The organism is Ornithinicoccus sp., assembly GCF_057176825.1.
In genome coordinates, this window is record NZ_CM169976.1 from 1807110 (window position 1) to 1826773 (window position 19664).

General features: G+C 72.0%; 17 protein-coding genes. All 17 read left to right on the forward strand.

Features of this window, described 5'->3' with window-relative positions; translation table 11 throughout:
* Positions 1 to 53: 53 nt before the first annotated feature.
* The 17 genes from rsmH to AC1QRC_RS09150 all read left to right on the forward strand — a co-directional run bounded on the left by rsmH (position 54) and on the right by AC1QRC_RS09150 (position 19554).
* Entirely contained in the window at positions 54 to 1061 is a 1008-nt protein-coding gene (rsmH, locus tag AC1QRC_RS09070; protein ID WP_484206441.1) for a 16S rRNA (cytosine(1402)-N(4))-methyltransferase RsmH, read from the forward strand.
* Positions 1058 to 1624 (forward strand): cell division protein FtsL, encoded by a 567-nt coding sequence (ftsL, locus tag AC1QRC_RS09075; RefSeq protein WP_484206442.1) that lies wholly within the window; start codon positions 1058 to 1060, stop codon positions 1622 to 1624. Before rsmH ends, ftsL begins: the two co-directional genes overlap by 4 nt.
* A gap of 3 nt (positions 1625 to 1627) precedes the next feature.
* A complete protein-coding gene (locus AC1QRC_RS09080; protein WP_484206443.1) occupies positions 1628 to 3553 on the forward strand; it encodes a peptidoglycan D,D-transpeptidase FtsI family protein in 1926 nt (641 codons plus the stop codon).
* Entirely contained in the window at positions 3554 to 4978 is a 1425-nt protein-coding gene (locus AC1QRC_RS09085) for a UDP-N-acetylmuramoyl-tripeptide--D-alanyl-D-alanine ligase (protein ID WP_484206444.1), read from the forward strand.
* Positions 4978 to 6093: a phospho-N-acetylmuramoyl-pentapeptide-transferase gene (gene mraY, locus AC1QRC_RS09090; RefSeq protein ID WP_484206445.1), complete on the forward strand. Its 1116-nt coding sequence runs from the start codon at positions 4978 to 4980 to the stop codon at positions 6091 to 6093. Before AC1QRC_RS09085 ends, mraY begins: the two co-directional genes overlap by 1 nt.
* Positions 6090 to 7637: a UDP-N-acetylmuramoyl-L-alanine--D-glutamate ligase gene (gene murD / locus AC1QRC_RS09095; protein ID WP_484206446.1), complete on the forward strand. Its 1548-nt coding sequence runs from the start codon at positions 6090 to 6092 to the stop codon at positions 7635 to 7637. Before mraY ends, murD begins: the two co-directional genes overlap by 4 nt.
* Complete coding sequence (gene ftsW / locus AC1QRC_RS09100; RefSeq protein WP_484206447.1) at positions 7634 to 8917, forward strand: putative lipid II flippase FtsW; 1284 nt, start codon at positions 7634 to 7636, stop codon at positions 8915 to 8917. Before murD ends, ftsW begins: the two co-directional genes overlap by 4 nt.
* Positions 8914 to 10020, forward strand: coding sequence for an undecaprenyldiphospho-muramoylpentapeptide beta-N-acetylglucosaminyltransferase (murG, locus tag AC1QRC_RS09105; protein WP_484206448.1), 1107 nt, complete (start codon positions 8914 to 8916; stop codon positions 10018 to 10020). The genes ftsW and murG overlap by 4 nt, the downstream gene beginning before the upstream one ends.
* Positions 10017 to 11543, forward strand: a complete 1527-nt coding sequence (murC, locus tag AC1QRC_RS09110; protein ID WP_484206449.1) for a UDP-N-acetylmuramate--L-alanine ligase — start codon at positions 10017 to 10019, stop codon at positions 11541 to 11543. Before murG ends, murC begins: the two co-directional genes overlap by 4 nt.
* The gene (locus AC1QRC_RS09115; protein WP_484206450.1) at positions 11540 to 12343 is read left to right on the forward strand and encodes a cell division protein FtsQ/DivIB; all 804 of its coding nucleotides are present in this window, start codon (positions 11540 to 11542) and stop codon (positions 12341 to 12343) included. Before murC ends, AC1QRC_RS09115 begins: the two co-directional genes overlap by 4 nt.
* 78 nt (positions 12344 to 12421) lie before the next feature.
* Positions 12422 to 13882 carry a hypothetical protein gene (locus AC1QRC_RS09120; RefSeq protein ID WP_484206451.1) on the forward strand — a complete coding sequence of 487 codons (1461 nt, stop codon included), beginning with the start codon at positions 12422 to 12424 and terminating at the stop codon, positions 13880 to 13882.
* Positions 13879 to 15492, forward strand: coding sequence for a LysM peptidoglycan-binding domain-containing protein (locus tag AC1QRC_RS09125; protein ID WP_484206452.1), 1614 nt, complete (start codon positions 13879 to 13881; stop codon positions 15490 to 15492). Before AC1QRC_RS09120 ends, AC1QRC_RS09125 begins: the two co-directional genes overlap by 4 nt.
* Positions 15493 to 15648: 156 nt before the next feature.
* Positions 15649 to 16965 carry a cell division protein FtsZ gene (ftsZ, locus tag AC1QRC_RS09130; protein ID WP_484206453.1) on the forward strand — a complete coding sequence of 439 codons (1317 nt, stop codon included), beginning with the start codon at positions 15649 to 15651 and terminating at the stop codon, positions 16963 to 16965.
* Positions 16966 to 17061: 96 nt separating this feature from the next.
* A complete protein-coding gene (locus AC1QRC_RS09135) occupies positions 17062 to 17829 on the forward strand; it encodes a purine nucleoside phosphorylase YfiH/LACC1 family protein (RefSeq protein ID WP_484206454.1) in 768 nt (255 codons plus the stop codon).
* A 16-nt stretch (positions 17830 to 17845) separates the two neighbouring features.
* Positions 17846 to 18616, forward strand: a complete 771-nt coding sequence (locus tag AC1QRC_RS09140) for a YggS family pyridoxal phosphate-dependent enzyme (RefSeq protein WP_484206455.1) — start codon at positions 17846 to 17848, stop codon at positions 18614 to 18616.
* A 46-nt stretch (positions 18617 to 18662) separates the two neighbouring features.
* Positions 18663 to 19157: a cell division protein SepF gene (locus tag AC1QRC_RS09145; protein WP_484206456.1), complete on the forward strand. Its 495-nt coding sequence runs from the start codon at positions 18663 to 18665 to the stop codon at positions 19155 to 19157.
* Between the two features lie 100 nt (positions 19158 to 19257).
* Entirely contained in the window at positions 19258 to 19554 is a 297-nt protein-coding gene (locus AC1QRC_RS09150) for a YggT family protein (RefSeq protein WP_484206457.1), read from the forward strand.
* The last annotated feature ends 110 nt before the right edge of the window (positions 19555 to 19664 follow it).

A 19664-nucleotide genomic window follows, 5' to 3' on the forward strand; every position in this document is an offset into this window, starting at 1 on the left:
CCACCCGCAACGCACCCACCGAACCGCACCACCGAGCAGACGGAGCACCCTCAATGACCGATCGCGGAGCAGCGCAGGACCGGCACCTGCCGGTGCTCCGGGACCGCGTCGTCGAGTTGCTCGCGCCCGCGCTGGAGCAGGAGGACGCGGTGTATGTCGACGCGACCCTGGGCATGGGCGGGCACACCGAGGCGGTCCTGCGGGCCTGCCCGCAGGCGCGGGCCATCGGGGTCGACCGGGACCCCGAGGCGCTCGACCTGGCCGCGCAGCGGCTGGCCGGGTTCGGCGACCGGTTCCGTCCGGTGCACGCCGTGTACGACGAGATCCCGCGGGTCCTGGCCGAGCTCAGTATCGCCCGGGCCGACGCGATCCTCTACGACCTGGGGGTCTCCTCGCTGCAGCTGGACGAGAGCGACCGGGGCTTTGCCTACCGGATGGACGCGCCGCTGGACATGCGGATGGACCAGTCGCGGGGGATGACCGCCGCCGACGTGCTCAACGAGTACGACGAAGCCGAGTTGACGCGGATCCTGCGGGACTACGGCGAGGAGCGGTTCGCGCGCAAGATCGCCCGCGCGATCGTGCGCCGGCGGGAGCAGACCCCGTTCGACACCTCGGGGCCGCTGGTCCGGCTGCTGCACGAGGTCGTGCCGGCGGCATCCCAGCGCTCGGGTGGCCACCCGGCCAAGCGCACCTTCCAGGCCCTGCGGATCGAGGTCAATGCCGAGCTGTCCACCTGGCAGCGGGCGCTGCCCGCTGGGCTGGGAGTGCTCGCCGTCGGGGGCCGGGTGCTCGTCCTGGCCTACCACTCGCTGGAGGACCGCGTCGCCAAGCAGGTGTTGGCCGCTGGCTCCACCAGTTCAGCACCACCGGGGATGCCGGTCGAGCTGCCGGAGCAGCGTCCCTGGCTGCGGCTGCTGACCCGCGGCGCCGAGCAGGCCGACGAGGCCGAGGTCGCCGCCAACCCACGCGCCGCCTCGGTCCGGTTGCGGGCCGCCGAACGCACCCGGGCCACCGCCACGGCCGGCCTGGCCACCGACCCGAAGGAGCACCACCGATGAGTCAGATGACCGCGGCGCGGGTCGCACCCCGCGGAGCCGCCGCCCGCACGGCCAGGACCGGCGCGGGGCGCCCCACGCCGGGCACCCGCCAGGCGACGCCCCGCCCCCGGCTCAGGATCGTCGACGCCGCACCGCGCCGCCAGGGGAACACCGGGTTCGCGCTGCTGTGCATCGGGTTGATCCTGGGTGGGCTGATGGCCGCCCTGATGCTCAACATGGCCCGCGGCGAGGGGTCCTTCACACTCGGGGCGCTGACCGCCGAGCAGACCAGGCTGCACGACCAGCGGGTGACCCTTCAGGCCGAGCTGAACACCCTGAGCTCGCCAGAGACCATCGCCGAGAAGGCCGAGGAGCTCGGCATGGTGCGCTCGCCGTCCACCGCGGTCCTGCGGCTGTCCGACGGCGCCGTGCTCGGCGTGGCGGCCGGGGTGGACGGCAACCAGACCTTTACCGTGGAGACGTCCTCCACCACCACCGCGACGACCCCCGATACCGAGGCCGGGGAAGGGGTCGACGGGGCCACCACCGACGAGAGCACCGGGGACGCGACCGAGGAAGGCTGATCTGTGGCGACCAACCGTGCGACCCGTGCGAAGGGGTCCCGTAGACCCGCCTCCCGAGGTCGCCAGGGTGCCGCCCGCAATCGTCGTTCCCCGGTCGTCAGCGGGGTGGTCCACCCGCAGCGCCGGGCCCGGATCATGTTCTTCGGCGTCCTGATCGTCTTCAGCCTGTTCGCCGCCCAGCTGGTCCGCCTGCAGGGACTCGACGCGGCCTCGGTGTCCGCGGCAGCCCTCGACATGCGCCTGCAGCAGGCGACCATCCCGGCCGCGCGCGGCTCCATCGTGGACGCCAGGGGCCTGCCGCTGGCCGAGAGCGTGGAGCGCAAGCACATCACGGTCGACTCCACCGCGGTGGTGGAGTACACGAAGCGGATCGACGGGACGAGGGTCAAGGTCGGGGCCGAGGGCGCGGCGCAGGACATCGCCGAGATCACCGGGCGCGACGCCGACTCGCTGCTGGCGATCATGGAGCGTGACCCCTCCAGCCAGTGGGCCTACCTGGCCAAGGACGTGTCCCCCCAGACCTGGCAGGAGGTCAACCGGCTCGGGATTCCCGGCATCTATGCCGAGGACTACTACAAGCGCACCTACCCCCGGGGCAGTTCCCACGCCCCACTCCTCGGGTGGGTCGGCTCCGGTGAGCAGCCGGCGGGCGGGGTCGAGCTGGTTTTCAACGAACTGCTGACCGGCACACCCGGCACCAGGACGTTCGAGAAGGGTGGGGTCGGTCCCACCATCAGCACGGCCCAGCAGACCGAGACGCCGGCCGTGGACGGCCAGGACGTCCGGTTGACCGTCGACAGCGACCTGCAGTGGTACGCCTACGACGTGGTCGAGCAACGGGTCCAGGAGACCCAGGCCGAGAGCGGCTACGCCGTCGTGATGGACATCGACGGCAACGTCCTGGCCCTGGCCAGCTACCCCGCCTTCGACCCTGCCGACACCTCGCAGACCTCCGAGGGGATGCGCAACGCCGCGATCGAGGATGCCTACGAGCCGGGGTCCACGGGCAAGCTCATCACCGCCGCGGCGGCCCTGGAGGAGGGCCTGATCGAGCCGGAGACGCCGATGGTGCTGCCGAACCGGCTGCCGCGCGGCGGCACCCGTTTCAAGGACGCCCACGACCCGGACAACCCCTACGTCACCTTCGCCGGGGTCCTGGCGACGTCCAGCAACATGGGCACCATCCTCTACGGCGAGCACCTGGACGACGACGTCTTCTACGAGTACGAGCGCAAGTTCGGGATGGGGCAGGCCTCCGGCCTGGGCCTGCCCGGCGAGTCCCCGGGCCTGTTGTGGGCCCCGGAGAAATGGAGCGCCACCACCAAGTACACGATGCTCTTCGGGCAGGGCCTGACCAGCAACGCGCTGCAGCAGATCGGCGTCTTCCAGACGATCGCCAACGGCGGGGTCAGCAACCCGCCCCGGATCGTGGCCGGCACCCAGGACGAGGACGGGCGCTTCGTGGAGGAGCCGGTCGGCGAGGGTGAGCGGATCGTCTCGGAGGAGACGGCCGCGACGCTCACCGCGATCATGGAGAACGTGCCGACCCCGGACGGCACCGCCCCCTTGGCTGCGGTGGACGGCTACCGGGTCGCCGGCAAGACCAGCACCGCCGACCGGGTCGACCCCAAGACCGGGCGCTACACCAGCGTCACCTCGGCGTTCGTCGGCTATGCCCCGGCGGAGGACCCCGAGATCATCGTGTCCGTCACCATCCAGTCGCCCAAGGTCGGCAAGTGGGGTGGCGAGGTCGCCGGCCCCCCGTTCTCCGAGATCATGCGGTTTGCCCTGCAGCAGCAGGGAATCGAGCCGAGCACCACGGAGTCGCCGGAGGTTCCGTTGACGTATGACCCCGAGGATCGTGCTCCCGGTGAGCCGGAAGGTGTCACACTGGGCGACATCGCGATCAAGGACGAGAGGGACGACTGAGTGATCCCGCTGTCGCTGCAGGAGATCGCGGCGGTGACCGGAGGGCGGGTGTTCCCCACCGGAGCCCAGGATGTCCTGGTGCACACCGCCGTGGTGACAGACTCCCGGGAGGCCGAGCCCGGGAGTCTCTACGTGGCCCGTCGGGGCGAGCACGCCGACGGCCACGACTTCGTGTCGGGTGCTGCCGAGCGTGGCGCTGTGGCTGCCCTCACCGAGCGGGAGGTCCCCGACCTGCCCTGCGTGGTGACCGCCGACGTCCAACAGGCCTTCGCCGACCTGGGACGGGAGGTGGTGGACCGCTGCACCACCGCGGGTGGCCTGCGGATCGTCGGCATCACCGGGTCCTCGGGCAAGACCTCCACCAAGGACCTGATGGCCCAGGTGGTGGCCCGGCTGGGGGAGACCGTGGCGCCGATCGCCTCCTACAACTCCGAGGTCGGCGTCCCGCTGACGGTATGCCGATTGCTCCCCTCGACCGCCTACCTCGTCGCCGAGATGGGGGCCTCCGGCGTCGGGCACATCGAGTACCTCACCCGCATCGCCCCGCCCTCGATCGGGGTGGTGCTCAACGTCGGCACGGCCCACCTGGGTGAGTTCGGCAGCCGCCAGGCGATCGCCGACACCAAGGCCGAGCTGGTGGCGGCCCTGCCCGCCGACGGTCTGGCCGTGCTCAACGCCGACGACCCGGTGGTCGCGGCGATGGCCGGACGCACCTCCGCGCGGGTCGTGCTGGTCGGCACGGGCCCGGACGCCCAGGTGCGGGCCGAGGACATCGCCGTCGACGCGCGGGGCAGGGCGGGGTTCCGCCTGGTGCTGCCGGGGGAGGAGGACCAGCAGGTGCAGTTGGCCTTGCACGGGCCGCACCACGTCGGCAACGCCCTCTCGGTGGCTGCCGTCGCACAGGAGCTGGGGATGCCCGCACCGCAGATCGCCGAGGCGCTGGCCGTGGCCGGCCCGATGAGCCGCTGGCGGATGGAGGTGCACGAACTGCCCGGTGGGGTCACCCTGGTCAACGACGCCTACAACGCCAACCCCGACTCGATGCGGGCCGCGCTGCGCAGCCTGGCCGCCATGCGTGGCACCGGAAGGACGTTCGCGGTCGTGGGCGAGATGCGGGAGCTGGGCGCCGACTCGGCGCAGGAGCACCGGGCGGTGGGGGAGCTCGCCGCCACCGTGGGGATTGATGTGGTTGTGACCGTCGGCGACGGGGCGGGTCCGGTCGCGGACGGATTCGAGGACGCGGCAGGAGCGCGGCCCGACGGGGGGCCCGGAGTGGTCTTCCGCACCGCCGACGCCGCCGCGGCCCGCGAGCTGCTCGAGGCGGAGCTAGGAGAGGGTGACGTCGCGCTGCTGAAGTCGAGCCGGGACTCCGGACTGCGGCTGCTCGGGGACGAGATCGTGGCGGCCGCGGGGGTGCGCGACTGATGGTGACCGTTCTGCTCTCCGCCGGGATCGCCATGGTGGTCGCACTCTTCGGGACGCCGCTCTACATCAAGTTCCTGGTCGGGCGCGGCTACGGGCAGTTCATCCGCGACGACGGCCCCACCTCGCACCACACCAAGCGTGGCACGCCGACGATGGGCGGTGCGGTCATCATCGGCGCCAGCCTGCTCGGCTACTTCGGCTCACACCTGGTGCTGATGCTGCTCGACGCCACCGGGCTCGTCGAGCTCGGGGACAACACCTTCACGATCAGCGCCCTGCTCGTGCTCTTCCTGATGGCCGGGTTGGGGCTGGTCGGGTTCCTCGACGACTACATCAAGATCTCCAAGCAGCGCAGCCTCGGGCTGCGCTCGCACGAGAAGCTCATCGGGCAGACCGCGATCGCCGTGATCTTCGCGGTCCTGGCCCTCCAGTTCCCGGGCGACAGCTACCGGACCCCGGCCAGCACCGCCATCTCCTTCGTGCGGGACACCCAGCTCGACTTCGCCGTGTTCGGCACCGTCGGCGGCCTGATCGGCTTCGTGCTGTGGGCCAACGTGATGATCGCCGGTGCCTCCAACGGGGTGAACCTCACCGACGGTCTGGACGGCCTGGCAACCGGGGCCTCGGTCATGGTCTTCGGGTCCTACGTGCTGATCTGCATCTGGCAGTTCAACCAGAACTGTCAGATCAACCCCGGCTCGCGGTGCTACGACGTGCGGGACGCGCACGACCTGGCGGTGGTGGCCGCCTGCGTCGCGGGGGCCTGCTTCGGCTTCCTGTGGTGGAACGCCTCCCCGGCCAAGATCTTCATGGGCGACACGGGATCGCTCGCCCTCGGCGGCGCCCTCGCCGGGCTGGCGATCACCACACACACCCAGCTGCTCATGGCGATCCTGGGTGGGCTGTTCGTCCTCATCACGCTGTCGGTGATCATCCAGGTGGGCTACTTCAAGATGACCCGCAAACGGGTGTTCCGGATGGCACCCCTGCAACACCACTTCGAGCTCGTCGGGTGGAACGAGATCACCATCGTCATCCGGTTCTGGATCATCGCCGGTCTGTGCGCGGCCGTGGGCCTGGGCATCTTCTACGCCGAGTGGGTGGTCCAGCTGTGAGCACCCGCCGATCGTTGGACGGACTCACCCACGGCGCCGCGGACTGGGCGGGGCTGCGCGTCGTGGTGACCGGCCTGGGGGTGAGCGGGTTCGCCGCGGCCGACGCCCTCCTGGAGCGGGGTGCACGCGTCACCGTGCTGGACGCGGGGACCGGTGCCCAGCTGCAGCAGGAGCAGGCCCACATCCTGGGGATCCTGGATGCCGACGTGCGGCTCGGGTCCGAGCACGTGGCAGACCTGCCGGCCGACCTGCGTGACGTCGACCTCGTGGTGACCTCTCCCGGCTGGCGGCCCGACCAGCCGGTGCTATCCGCGGCCGCTGACCTGGGCATCCCGGTGTGGGGTGAGGTGGAGCTGGCCTGGCGGATGCGACCCGAGCACGGGGCCGCACCGTGGCTGACGGTGACCGGCACCAACGGCAAGACCACCACCGTGCAGATGCTGGCGGCGATCCTGACCGCGGCAGGCCTGCGGGCCACGGCAGCCGGCAACGTCGGCACGCCGATCCTGGAGGCGGTGCTGCACCCCGAGCCGTATGCCGTGATCGCGGTGGAGCTGTCCAGCTTCCAACTGCACTGGAGCGAGTCGATCGCCCCGGTGGCCTCCTGTTGCCTGAACGTCGCCCCGGACCACGTCGACTGGCACGGCACGCTGGCCGACTACACCGCCGCCAAGGGGCGGGTGTACGCACGGACGGAGCTGGCCTGCATCTACAACGTGCAGGACCCCGTGACCGAGCAGCTGGTCCGGGAGGCCGACGTGCAGGAGGGGTGCCGGGCGGTCGGTTTCACGCTGGGCACCCCCGGTCTGTCCATGGTGGGCCTGGTCGAGGACGTCCTGGCCGACCGGGCGTTCGTGGAGGAGCGCCGCACGTCGGCCGCGGAGCTGGCGACCCTGACGGACCTGACCCGCGACGGGGTGGGCCCCGCGCCGCACCTGGTGGCCGACGCGCTGGCCGCCGCGGCGCTGGCCCGTGCCGTGGGGGTCCCGCCGGTCGCCGTGCGCGAGGGACTGCGCGGCTTCCGCTCCGACGAGCACCGGATCACCGAGGTGGGGGAGATCGGCGGCGTCCGGTTCGTCAACGACTCCAAGGCGACGAACCCACACGCCGCCGCAGCCAGCCTCACGGCATACGAGCACATCGTCTGGGTGGCCGGGGGCCAACTCAAGGGCGCCGACGTCGACGACCTGGTCGCCGGGGCGAAGGACCGGCTGCGGGGCGTGGTGCTGCTGGGGCAGGACCGGGAGCAGATCGCCGCCGCGCTGGGCCGACACGCGCCCGAGGTCCCGGTCCAACGGGTGCCTGCCACGGACACTGAGGACGTGGGAACCGATCGCGCACGCCCGGCCGGCGGGGACGACTCTGCCCTGTCGGCGGTCATGGACGCGGTCGTGGACGCCGCCCTCGCGTTGGCGCGGCCCGGCGACGTGGTGCTGCTCGCGCCGGCTGCCGCCTCGCTCGACATGTGGCCCAGCTACGGCGCCCGCGGCACCGACTTCACCGAGGCGGTCGCCCGCCGCAGGGCACGGGGTGACGTGACGTGACCACGGTGCACACCACCCGCACCTCCTCGCGGAGCACCTCCCGGACTCCTGCGCCGGCGGAGAGTCCCTCCGTCACCGGAGCGCTGCTGGAGCGGCTGCAGTCCCCGCTGGCGCCCTACTACCTGCTCGCCACGAGCACGGGGCTGCTGGTCGCGATCGGCCTGGTCATGGTCCTGTCGGCGTCCAGCATCGGCTCCTACTACGACAGCGGGAGCTCCTACACCGTCTTCCTCAACCAGCTGCTGTTCGCCGGCGCCGGTGTGGTGGTGTGCTGGGTCGGCAGCCGGCTGCCGATCGGGGTGTGGAAGAAGCTGGGACTGCTCGGCATCCTGGGCGCCATCGGGTTGCAGGCCCTGGTGTTCACGCCCATCGGCATCGACTGGCAGGGCAACCGCAACTGGATCCGGCTCGGGCCGTTCACGTTGCAGCCCTCGGAGTTCGGCAAGATCGCGCTGGTCGTCTTCGGCGCGGTCGTGCTGGCGCGCAAACGCAAGGTCATCCACCGGATCGGGCACGTCCTCGTGCCCTTTGTCATCCCCTTTGCGATCACCCTCATCGGACTGGTCCTGCTCGGGCACGACCTCGGGACGGCCCTGATCCTGGTGGCGATCACCGGCGGCATGATGTTCACCGCGGGGCTCCGGGCCCGCTGGTTCATCGGGGCCGGGGCGCTCGCCGGGGCCGCCGTGGCCTACCTGGCCAGCTCCAGCGCCAACCGGATGGAGCGCATCGCCGCCTGGATCGGTGACTCCTGCACCAGCCCGCACGTCGACGGGTGCTTCCAGAAGGTGCACGCCGAGTACGCCCTCGCGGACGGTGGCTGGTGGGGACTGGGCCTGGGGGAGAGCCGGGAGAAGTGGGGGCTGCTGCCCGAGCCGCACAACGACTTCATCCTGGCGATCATCGGGGAGGAGCTCGGGCTGCCCGGCACCCTGTCCGTGCTGCTCCTCTTCCTGGTGATCGCCTACGCGTGCTACCGCATCGTGGCCGGCAGCACCGACATGTTCGTCCGCATCGCCGCCGCCGGAGTGATGGTCTGGTTGCTGACCCAGGCGATGCTCAACATCGGGTCGGTGATCGGGGCGCTGCCCATCATCGGCGTGCCCCTCCCGCTGGTCTCCAGCGGCGGTTCCGCCCTGGTCGCCGCCCTGATCGGGATGGGCCTACTGCTGGCGCTGGCCCGGTCCCTGCCCGGTGCCCGCGAGGCCCTGGCAGCCAAGCCGTCGGTGCTGCGGCGCACCCTGGCGGTGCTCCCCACACCGCGGGTCGGCCGACGATGACGCCGCCGGCAGTGCGCTCGGTCGTGCTCGCCGGCGGGGGGTCCGCCGGTCATGTCAACCCGTTGCTCGCCACGGCCGACTGTCTGCGGCGCCACGACCCGGACCTGCGGATCACGGTCCTCGGCACGGCCGAGGGGCTGGAGGCCGACCTGGTGCCGGCCCGCGGCTACGACCTGCGTGTGGTCCCCAAGGTGCCCTTCCCGCGGCGGCCCTCCGGCGCGGCGCTGCGCTTCCCGGGCAATCTGCGGGCGGCACTGGCGACCACCCGGTCGGTGTTGCAGGAGGTCGGGGCGCAGGTCGTGGTGGGGTTCGGCGGCTACGTCGCGTCCCCGGCCTACCTGGCGGCCCGGCGCGAGGGGGTGCCCATCGTGATCCACGAGCAGAACGCCCGCCCCGGCCTGGCCAACCGCCTCGGGGCACGGTTCACCAGGCACGTCGGGGTGACCTTCCCGCGGACCACGCTGCCGCACGCCCGGGTCGTCGGGCTGCCGCTGCGCCGGGAGATCGCCGAGCTGGACCGTGCCGCGTCCCGGGAACAGGCCCTCGCCCACTTCGGTCTGCGCCCCGACACTCCGACGCTGCTGGTCTTCGGCGGGTCGCTCGGCGCGCTGCGGCTCAACACCGCCTTCGCGGGTGCCGCGGCTGACCTCAGCGCCGCGGGGATCCAGGTGCTGCACCTCACTGGGGCGGGCAAGGACGTGCCGCTGCCGCCCGACCTGCCCGTGCCCTACCGGGCGTTGCCCTACACCGACCGGATCGACTTGGCGTATGCCGTGGCCGACCTGGCCGTCTGTCGCGCCGGGGCGGGCACGGTCTGTGAGCTGGCCGCGGTGGGTCTCCCGGCCGTCTATGTCCCGCTGCCCATCGGCAACGGTGAGCAGCGGCTCAACGCCGCCGACCTCGTCGCCGCGGGCGGGGGCCTGCTGGTGGCCGACGAGCAGGTGACCAGCGACTGGGTGCGCGGCGAGGTGCTGCCGCTGCTGCAGGACGCCGCCCGCCTGGGGACCATGGCCGATGCGGCGGCGGTGCTGGGTCACCGTGACGCCGACGAGGCCCTCGTCGAGATGGTGCTGGCGGCGGTCCGGGAGGGGACTGCGCGGTGAGTGCTGGGCACAACGAGCGGTTCGACTTCACCACCGAGGTGCCGCCGCAGGCGGAGCTGGGACCGGTCCACTTCATCGCCATCGGTGGGGCCGGCATGTCCGGGGTGGCCCGCATGTTCCTGGCCGCTGGCGCCCCGGTCTCCGGCTCGGACGCTACGGACAGCGCGACCCTGCAGACGCTGGGTCGGGAGGGCGCACGGGTGTCCGTCGGTCACGACGCCGGCCAGCTGGGTGGGGCGGCGACGGTGATCGTCTCCAGCGCCGTGCGCGAGAGCAACCCCGAGCTGGCCGCGGCCCGGGCGGCCGGGCTGCGCGTGCTGCACCGGGCCCAGGGCATCGCCGCCCTGTTGCACGGTCGGGACGCGGTCGCCGTGGCGGGTGCGAACGGCAAGACCACCACGAGCGCCATGCTCACCTGCGCGCTGCAGCACGCCGGTGCCGACCCCGCCTACGTGCTCGGCTCGCCGATCAGCGGCACCGGCACCAATGCGGCCCCGGGCGCCGGGCCCTTCGTCGTCGAGGCCGATGAGAGCGACGGGTCGTTCCTGGTCTACCGCCCGCAGGTGGCCGTGGTGACCAACATCAAGCCCGACCACCTGGACTTCTACGACACCTTCGAGAACATCGAGGTGGCGTTCCGGCGCTTCGCCGACACCATCCGCCCGGGAGGGCTGCTGGTCGCCGGCTCGGACGACCCGGGTGCCGCGCGCCTGGCTGCCTGGCACCGCGACCGGGGCGGTCGCGTGGTCACCTTCGGCTCCGGGCCGGAGGCCGACCTCCGGGTCGGCGAGGGCGACCCGGGCCCGGACGGGATGTCGACGCAGGCGGCACTGAGCGGCCCGGCGGTGGACCGGCCCCGGCAGCTCGTCGTCCCGATGCCGGGACGGCACAACCTGATGAACGCCGCAGCGGCCTATCTCGCAGCGACCGCCGGGTTGGGGGTCGACGCGGACCAGGTGCTGGCAGGGCTGGCCTCCTACCCGGGGGCGAGCCGGCGGTTCGAACCCGTGGGCACCGCCGCGGGGGTGCAGGTCGTCGACGACTACGCGCACAACCCCGACAAGGTGGCGGCGGTGGTGCAGGCGGGCCGTACTGTCGCCGGGCCGGACCGCCGTCTCGTCGTGGTCTTCCAGCCGCACCTGTACTCCCGCACCCGCGACTTCGCCGACGAGTTCGCCGAGGGCCTCGCCGCGGCCGACCTGGTCCTCGTGCTCGACGTGTACGGCGCCCGGGAGGACCCGATCCCCGGGGTCGGGGGACAACTCATCATCGACCGCCTGAGCCTGCTGGACTTCGCCGGGAAGGCCAAGTTCCTGCCCCACCGCAAGAAGGCGGCCCGCAAGGTGGCCCGCAGACTGCGCCCCGGCGACCTGCTGCTCACGGTCGGGGCCGGCGACGTCACCCAGATCGGGCCGCAGGTGCTCGACCTGCTGGCAGCGGGGGAGTCGTCCGCGGACCCGGAGAGCGACCCGCCACCCCCCGGGGAGCCACACCGCAGCGACAGTGGGCAGGTCACGACGTGAGGTGGTGGCCCCGTCGGCGTGGGAAGGGCCAGCAGGCCGCGCCCCACCGCCGGATTGCCGAGCGCGCTGCACAGGTCAGGCGCCGTCCGCTGAAGGCGCTGGTCGTGACCGCCCTGGTGCTGGCACTGATCGGCGGACTCGTCTTCCTGTTCGGCTACTCCCGGGCCTTCGTGGTCCAGCAGGTGGCCGTGGAGGGTGTCCAGGGTGAGCTCGCCGGTGCCGCCGTCGACGCCGCCGCGATTCCGACCGGCCGCCCCCTGGCCCGGGTCGACACCGGGTCGGCAGGTGCGCGGATCCTGGAGGACCCCCGGGTCGCCGACGTGGAGGTGAAGCGGTCCTGGCCGGACGCCATCACCCTCGTGGTCACCCCGCGGGAGCCGGCGATCGTGGTGCGCCAGAGTGCCCGGGGCGCTGCCCAGGCGGCCGACACCGGTGGGGTCGTCTTCAGCCCGGTCGAGGAGCCGCCGGAGGACCTGCCCCGGCTGCGGATCCCGGAGTCGGGGGCGGACGCCGAGGACATTGCCGGCGTCGTCACCCTGCTGGGGGTGCTGCCCGAGGACCTGGCCGACCGCGTCACCGACCTGCGGCTGCGCAGCTCCGGCACGGTGCAGTTCAAGATCGGCGCGATGAGCGTGACCTGGGGTGATGTGAGTGCCCCCGACCTGAAGGCGCGTGTGCTGTCGGCGCTGCTGGAGCAGGAGAGCATCGACCCGGACGACGAGGTCCAGCCGATCACGGTCGACCTGTCGGCGCCCGAGACGCCGGTGCTCACCGGTCTGCCCGTCGCCCCGGAGGACTGATCCGGCGGGAAGGTATCACCGGTGTGGGTGGGCGCTCTTCTGGGATGACCCAGAGCCCTCAACCCGAGGAGAGCCAGCATGGCTACCCACCTGAACGACCTCGGCTCGGCGCTGACCGACCAGATCTACCAGTCCGTGATCGGCGGCGACGAAAACCTCCCCCCGCCCAAGGACACCTTCCTCACGTGGGCAATGCCCGGTCTGCCGCTGACCGCGGACGATCTCGACTTCGCGGCGGACGGGATCTTCTCTGCGCCCACCGCCGAGGAGCAGAACAAGCGGGCGATGCACGCCTACAGCCTGTCCCGCCTGCTGGACTTCGTCCCCGACCCCGACGCGCCGTTCAGCAGCGAGCGGCAGGAGGGGATGTTCAAGCCGGACGCCGAGATCAGGCTGTCCGAGATCTATCGCCAGATCCTGCGCTTCTCCAAGGTCGCGGACTTCCCGCTGACCGAGGCGCAGCAGGCCAAGCTGGACCGGTTCCGGGGTCACCTGTGGACCACCAAGACCGTCACCGACCTCATCACCGACGAGGAGAAGCAGGTCACCGAGGCGTCACCGGTCATGCAGGCCTACCACGAGTCGATGAGTCGCTACCTGGACGCGGCGACCGAGTACAACGCCAAGCGGGCGGCCGCCGCCGGCGCCACCGGCCCGGAGGGCAAGACCGCCTCTGCCGACTTCATCCTGAACCGCAAGCTGTACGCGCTGAAGGTGAAGCAGGCGGCCGACGAGTGGACCTCGCGGGGCTACCGCAACGAGGTCGACGACATGAATGCCTTCATCAACCAGACGACCCAGCGCAGCCTGAAGCTGTGGAAGCAGCAATTGCTCGAGCGCTACGAGGAGTCGCTGATCAGCACGGCGGACGTGGGGGAGGACTTCCCCTACACCACCCTCGTGCCGGGCAATGTCGCACGCTCCCGCGGGTGGACCCGACTCGGTGTCTCCCACCACCACAAGGTCACCCACCGCTCCGACAGCACCACCACCAGCGGGGGCGGCGGTGGTCTCGGGTTCTTCCTGTTCCGTGTGGGCGCCGACGGCAAGCGGGAGGAGACCCGCGAGTTCACCGCGGTGGGTGAGTTCTCGATGGAGTTCGAGATGGCCCAGGCCATCATCGTCCGTGCCGGGTTCTCCCCGGAGTTCCTGGTCAACCGGGGTTGGACGTTGCGCCGGGGTGAGGGCTGGACGTTCGACCAGATGCCCTCCGACGGTGGCCGCCCGCCCCAGGGCTCCTTCATCGGCTATCCCACCCAGGTGATCTTCGTGCGCAACGTCACCATCCGCTCCCGAGAGTTCGTGGAGACCTACCGCAAGCTGCGCGAGACCGCCCAGTCCGGTATGCGCATCGGCTGGGGTCCGTTGACGCTGTACTCCAACCGCAAGACGAGCACCTCGGAGCAGGAGTGGAGCAGCCAACAGGATGACGCCTCGACCCTGCGGGTGAACGGCATGCAGATCGTGGCCTTCGTCAACCACCTGCTGGGCAAGACCCCGAACCCGCTGCCCGAGCTCAAGGAGGAGGACTTCGTGTGAGCATCGACGCGGCCGTCGTGCTGGGGCTTGCCGGCAAAGTCAGTGAGGTGTTCGGTGCCGCTGGCGAGTTCCAGTCGCTGCCCCTGAGCCCCATCGGGATCACGGCCGGCCGGCTCCGCGCGATGGTCGCTGACCCGCTGGGGCCGGAGGGGTCGCGGGCGCACGCCGAGTTCTCCGTGCTGGTGAACCTGCTGCCGGCCGGCGCGGTCTGGCAGCCGGCGGGTCCGCGGACCCTGTGGCAGGAGTATGCCGAGGTGCTGCAGACCGCGGTGCTGGGGACCGCGTCGCTGACGCCCGAGCAGCAGCGGGACCACGAAGCGGCGCAGGCGCTGCTCTACACCGCGGAGGGTGCCCCCAGCGCCGCCGTCATGACCTACGAGCAGCATCGGGAGCGCTACCTCGCCGCGGCCCTGGAGCTGGGCAACCGCCGCTCGGCTGCGGAGATGACCGAGGACGACGCGGTCCGCAGCGCATTCGAGTCGGACCGCCCGGCCCTCGAGGAGGCGGTGCGCCGAGCCGAGGAGGCCTGGTCCGGCCCGGGGAAGCGCGCCGAGGTGGAGCGGGCCCGCCAGGTGGTGCGGGAGGTGGCGGCAGTGTCGCCGACCGCGCTGTGGCGGGACGCACTGTCCCTCTACGACCCGAGCACGCCCGAGATCTACGAGCGCAGCTCCCCGGAGGGCACCGCCTACCTACCCACGGGGTTCATCCCCAGCGACATCGCGGACGTGGCGACCTGGCCGAGCATCACCCTGGACCGGGCCGAGCTCGCGGCCTTCGCGCAGCGCGCCCCGGCGGAACTGCGGGCCCGTCTCGGGGACGGAGGGACCGCCACGGTCCGGAAGGTGAGCTTCGAGTACGCCTACGTCACGGTGCACCGACCGTGGTTCAACCCCTCGGTGCTCACCTCCGGCTCCTGGTCGTTCCGGGACCGGGACCGGGTGCTGAGCGACGGTGGGGACCCACCCGCGGGGAGCTGGCCCGCCTATGTCACCGGGCTGGTGCTGGCCCGCCGGATCTCCGTGGAGCGGGACGCGTCCGACGGGGGTGGCGAGCCCTCGCTCGGGATGCTGCCGATCACCCGGCTGCGGGCCACCGACCTGATGGTGAGCAAGCCCGTGTGGGACCAGGTCCTCAAGCAGCGCCCCGCAGGTGCCGCGGCCGACGCGGTGGCGGGTGGCCGGGGGAATGCCGTCGCGCGCTACCGCGTCAAGGACCTCTTCCCGCAGCTGCGCCCGGACCTGTCAGCAGGCCCGGTGGTGCCGCCCGCACCTGCCCCCGCACCCGCACCTGCACCTGCCCCGGCTGCGGAGGTGAGCACCACCCCGGACGACGAGTACTTCGTGGTCGCCCTGCACTGCACCAGGCTGCCGCGTGTGCCGGCCGGTGCGGCAGCGACCGGCACCGGTGGCGAGGCAGCCGACGGGACGGTCGCCGCACCACGGACCGTCGTCCACGTCGTCACGTCGGGGGACACACTGGCCAAGCTCGCGGCGAAGTACCTCGGGGACCGGGAGCGGTGGCCGGAGATCTACCAGGCCAACAGGGCCGTCATCGGCGACAACCCGGCCCTCATCAAGCCGGGCCAGCGGCTCCGGATCGCCACGGCCTGAGCGCGCCCCTAGACCTCAACCTGAGGTCCAGGAATTGGCGGCCGGAAGGGTGCCCCGACTTATGATGCGGAGCACCACCCGACCACGCCGCAGGCGGGCCCTGTCGCACCCGACCCAGGGGCCCCGGCGAAGCCGTACACCCGAGGAAGGCGCACCGTGTCATCAGCGCAGAACTACCTGGCCGTCATCAAAGTCGTCGGGATCGGCGGTGGTGGTGTCAACGCCATCAACCGCATGATCGATGTCGGGCTCAAGGGCGTGGAGTTCATCGCCATCAACACCGATGCCCAGGCGCTGCTGATGAGCGACGCCGACGTCAAGCTGGACGTGGGGCGTGAGCTCACCCGGGGTCTCGGCGCCGGCGCCGACCCCGAGGTCGGGCGCAAGGCCGCGGAGGACCACACCGAGGAGATCGAGGAGGCGCTGCGCGGCGCCGACATGGTCTTTGTCACCGCGGGTGAGGGCGGCGGCACCGGCACGGGCGGCGCCCCCGTCGTGGCCAAGATCGCCAAGTCGCTCGGTGCCCTGACGATCGGTGTGGTGACCCGCCCGTTCACCTTCGAGGGGCGTCGCCGCGCGAACCAGGCCGAGTCCGGCATCGGCAACCTGCGTGAGGAGGTCGACACCCTGATCGTCATCCCGAACGACCGGCTGCTCTCGATCAGCGACCGCCAGGTGAGCATGCTCGATGCGTTCCGGTCGGCCGACCAGGTGCTGCTCTCCGGTGTGCAGGGCATCACCGACCTGATCACCACCCCCGGTCTGATCAACCTGGACTTCGCCGACGTGAAGTCGGTCATGCAGGGCGCCGGGTCGGCGCTGATGGGGATCGGCTCGGCCCGCGGTGAGGACCGCGCCGTCCAGGCCGCCGAGCTGGCGATCTCCTCGCCGTTGCTGGAGGCCAGCATCGAGGGTGCGCACGGCGTGCTGCTGTCCGTCCAGGGTGGCTCCGACCTGGGCCTGTTTGAGATCAACGAGGCCGCGCGCCTGGTCCAGGAGGCGGCACACCCGGAGGCCAACATCATCTTCGGCGCCGTGATCGACGACTCCCTCGGCGACGAGGTGCGGGTGACCGTCATCGCCGCCGGGTTCGACGGCGGCGTGCCCACGCAGCGCACCGACGAGCGGGCCCTGGGTCAGGTGCAGGCCGGCGGTGCCGGGCAGCAGCGTGCCCAGCAGCCGCCGCAGGGCCAGCGTCCGCAGCAGCCCCAGCCGGCCCAGGGGCAGAACGGCGCCCCGCAGGGTCAGCGCCCGCAGCAGCCCCAGCCCGCCCAGGGTGGTCAGCCGCAGCAGGCCCAGCCCGCCCAGGGGCAGGGCGGCGCCCCGCAGGGCCAGGCTCCGCAGCAGCCGCAGCCGGCCCAGGGTGGTCAGCCGCAGCAGCGCCCGGCGCAGCAGCAGCGTCCGACCCAGCCGCCGCCGCAGGTCACGTTCGAGGAGAACGACGAGCTGGACGTGCCCGACTTCCTCAAGTGAGTCACCCGGCGTCCGCCAGCGCGGATGCCGGAGAGGCGGCCCACCCCGGCGCGGGGTGGGCCGCCTCTCCTCGTCCCGGGGGGCTACCGTGGGCCCGTGTTCAGATGGCGCGAGCGGGAGGCCGGTGAGGGCCTGGAGTACGGGGTCGACTGGGCCTTCACGGACCGGTGGGGCGGCGCCAGCCAGGAGGCGTATGCCGAGTTCAACCTGGGAGCGCACGTCGGGGACCTGCCCGAGGCCGTCGAGGCGAACCGGCACCGGCTGGCGCACGCCCTGCGGCTCGCCGGTGCCCAGCTGAGGTTCATGGACCAGGTGCACGGCACCGACGTCCGGCTCGCCGACCTGACGGGTCGCCCCGCCGGGTCTGCGCCTCCCACGGAGACCTGCGACGGGATCGTCACGGACAGCATCGAGGTGGCCCTCGTGGTCCTCGTGGCCGACTGCACCCCGGTGCTGTTGCTGGACAGGGTCGCCGGCCTGGTCGGCGCCGTGCACGCGGGGCGCAAGGGGATGGTGGGCGGGGTCGTCCCCGCCGCCGTGGCCCGGCTGCGTGACCTCGGCGCGGAGCAACTGGAGGCAGTCGTCGGGCCGTCCGTGTGCCCGCGCTGCTACGAGGTGCCGGCCGCGCTGCGTGAGGAGGCTGCGGCGGTCGCGCCGGCCTCCTGGTCGGTGTCGGCCACCGGGACACCCGCGATCGACGTCGCGGCCGGGGTCGTCGAGCAACTGTCGGCGGACGACGTCCCGCTGCGGTGGCTGCCCGGCTGCAGCCGCGAGGACGAGGGACTCTTCTCCCACCGCAGGGACGGCACGACCGGGCGCTACGCCGGTGTCGTCCGCCTGCTGCCCCGCGAGGGTGCCGCATGACGGAGGTCGCTGCCCCGTGACCGGCACCCCGACCGCTCCCACGGAGGCTGTCGCCGACCGCCGTGCCGAACTCGCGGCGAGCCTGGCCGCGACCCGCACCCGGATCGAGACCGCCTGCACGGCCGCCGGCCGAGACCCCGCCGAGGTCACCCTGGTCGTGGTCACCAAGTTCTTCCCCGCCTCGGACGTCGAGCACCTGGTGGCCCTCGGTGTGCGGGACATCGGTGAGAACCGCGACCAGGAGGCAGCCAGCAAGGTGGCCGAGCTGCCGGAGGAGGTGGCCCGGGACCTGCGGGTCCACTTCGTCGGGCAGTTGCAGACCAACAAGGCACGGTCCGTCGCCCGCTACGCCGACGTCGTCCACTCGGTGGACCGGGCCCGCCTGGTCACCGCCCTCGACCGGGCCGTCGGTGCGGCGATCGACGCCGGCGAGCGGACGGCATACCTCGAGGTCCTCCTCCAGGTCGACCTGGAGGAGGGGGAGCGGGCCGGACGCGGCGGCGTGCTGCCGCACGACGCGGGGGCCCTCGCGGAGCGGGCGGCAGCTGCCGAAGGGTTGCGACTGCGCGGAGTCATGGCCGTCGCCCCGCCCGGGCTGCCCGAGGAGGGCACGCGTGCCGCGTTCGCCCGGCTGGCCGAGGTGTCCCGGCAGATCCAGGAGGTCGTCCCCGGCGCCGACCTCGTCTCCGCGGGGATGAGCGGCGACCTGGAGTCCGCCGTGGCGCACGGCGCGACACACCTGCGTGTCGGCAGCGCAATCCTGGGATCACGCCCCGCACCCCGGTAGCGTCGACTGCGACCACGTACACGCACGGCATCAAGGAGCTCACGACATGGCTGGGGCGCTGCGAAAGACCATGGAGTACCTCGGGCTGCAGGAAGCCGAGGAGCGCTACGACGACTACGAGGACTACGACGACCGTCCCGCGGCCGCCCCGGAGCCCGAGCGCGAGCGCGAGGACAAGCCGCGCCGCAACGCCGAGGTGACCCAGTTGCCGCAGCGCACGCCGGTGGCCCGTGTCGTCCGCCAGCCGGAGGTGACCGAGTTGACCAGGATCACCACGATCCACCCGCGCACCTACAACGAGGCGAAGGACATCGGCGAGTCCTTCCGCGACGGCGTGCCGGTCATCATGAACCTCACCGAGATGGCCGACAACGACGCCAAGCGGCTGGTCGACTTCGCCGCCGGCCTGGCCTTCGGCCTGCACGGCTCGATCGAGCGCGTGACCAGCAAGGTGTTCCTCCTGTCACCCGCCCACGTGGAGGTCGACGGCGGTCCGAGCGAGTCGGGACGCTCCCAGCAGCCCCTGTTCAACCAGAGTTGACAGCCCACCGTTCCCGGCGCTGAGCCGGGCGCACCCACCCGCACACCCCGCGGCATGGCGATGACCGTCGCCGTGCCGCGGCCTGCGATACTGGACCGTAATGGACACCAACATCGTCGGCTCGACCCTGAGCTTCCTGCTCTTCCTCTACTTCATCGTGCTCATCGGCCGGCTCGTCTTCGACTGGATCCAGGTGTTCTCCCGCGACTGGCGCCCCAAGGGGCCGTTGCTCGTGCTGGCCGAGGGGATCTACTCGCTCACCGATCCGCCGCTGCGCGCCCTGCGCAAGGTCATCCCGCCGCTGCGGCTGGGCAACGTCGCGCTCGACCTCGGCTTCCTCGTGCTCATCCTGGCCGTGAGCATCGGCCGCAGCTTCGCCGCGCAACTCCCCTTCTGAACCCTTTGGCCTGCGCAACCCGGGTCGCTAAGGTGACTGGTTGTCAGTGCAATGCCCGCAGTTCCGCAGGTCGATTCGTGAGCGACCGGCGGTGATCAACCCCGGATCGA

Bases quoted from the DNA above. Each gene is read 5' to 3' on its own strand.
- rsmH (WP_484206441.1), top strand. From the start codon at position 54: ATGACCGATCGCGGAGCAGCGCAGGACCGGCACCTGCCGGTGCTCCGG.
- ftsL (WP_484206442.1), top strand. From the start codon at position 1,058: ATGAGTCAGATGACCGCGGCGCGGGTCGCACCCCGCGGAGCCGCCGCC.
- mraY (WP_484206445.1), top strand. From the start codon at position 4,978: ATGGTGACCGTTCTGCTCTCCGCCGGGATCGCCATGGTGGTCGCACTC.
- murG (WP_484206448.1), top strand. From the start codon at position 8,914: ATGACGCCGCCGGCAGTGCGCTCGGTCGTGCTCGCCGGCGGGGGGTCC.
- AC1QRC_RS09120 (WP_484206451.1), top strand. From the start codon at position 12,422: ATGGCTACCCACCTGAACGACCTCGGCTCGGCGCTGACCGACCAGATC.
- AC1QRC_RS09145 (WP_484206456.1), top strand. From the start codon at position 18,663: ATGGCTGGGGCGCTGCGAAAGACCATGGAGTACCTCGGGCTGCAGGAA.
- AC1QRC_RS09150 (WP_484206457.1), top strand. From the start codon at position 19,258: ATGGACACCAACATCGTCGGCTCGACCCTGAGCTTCCTGCTCTTCCTC.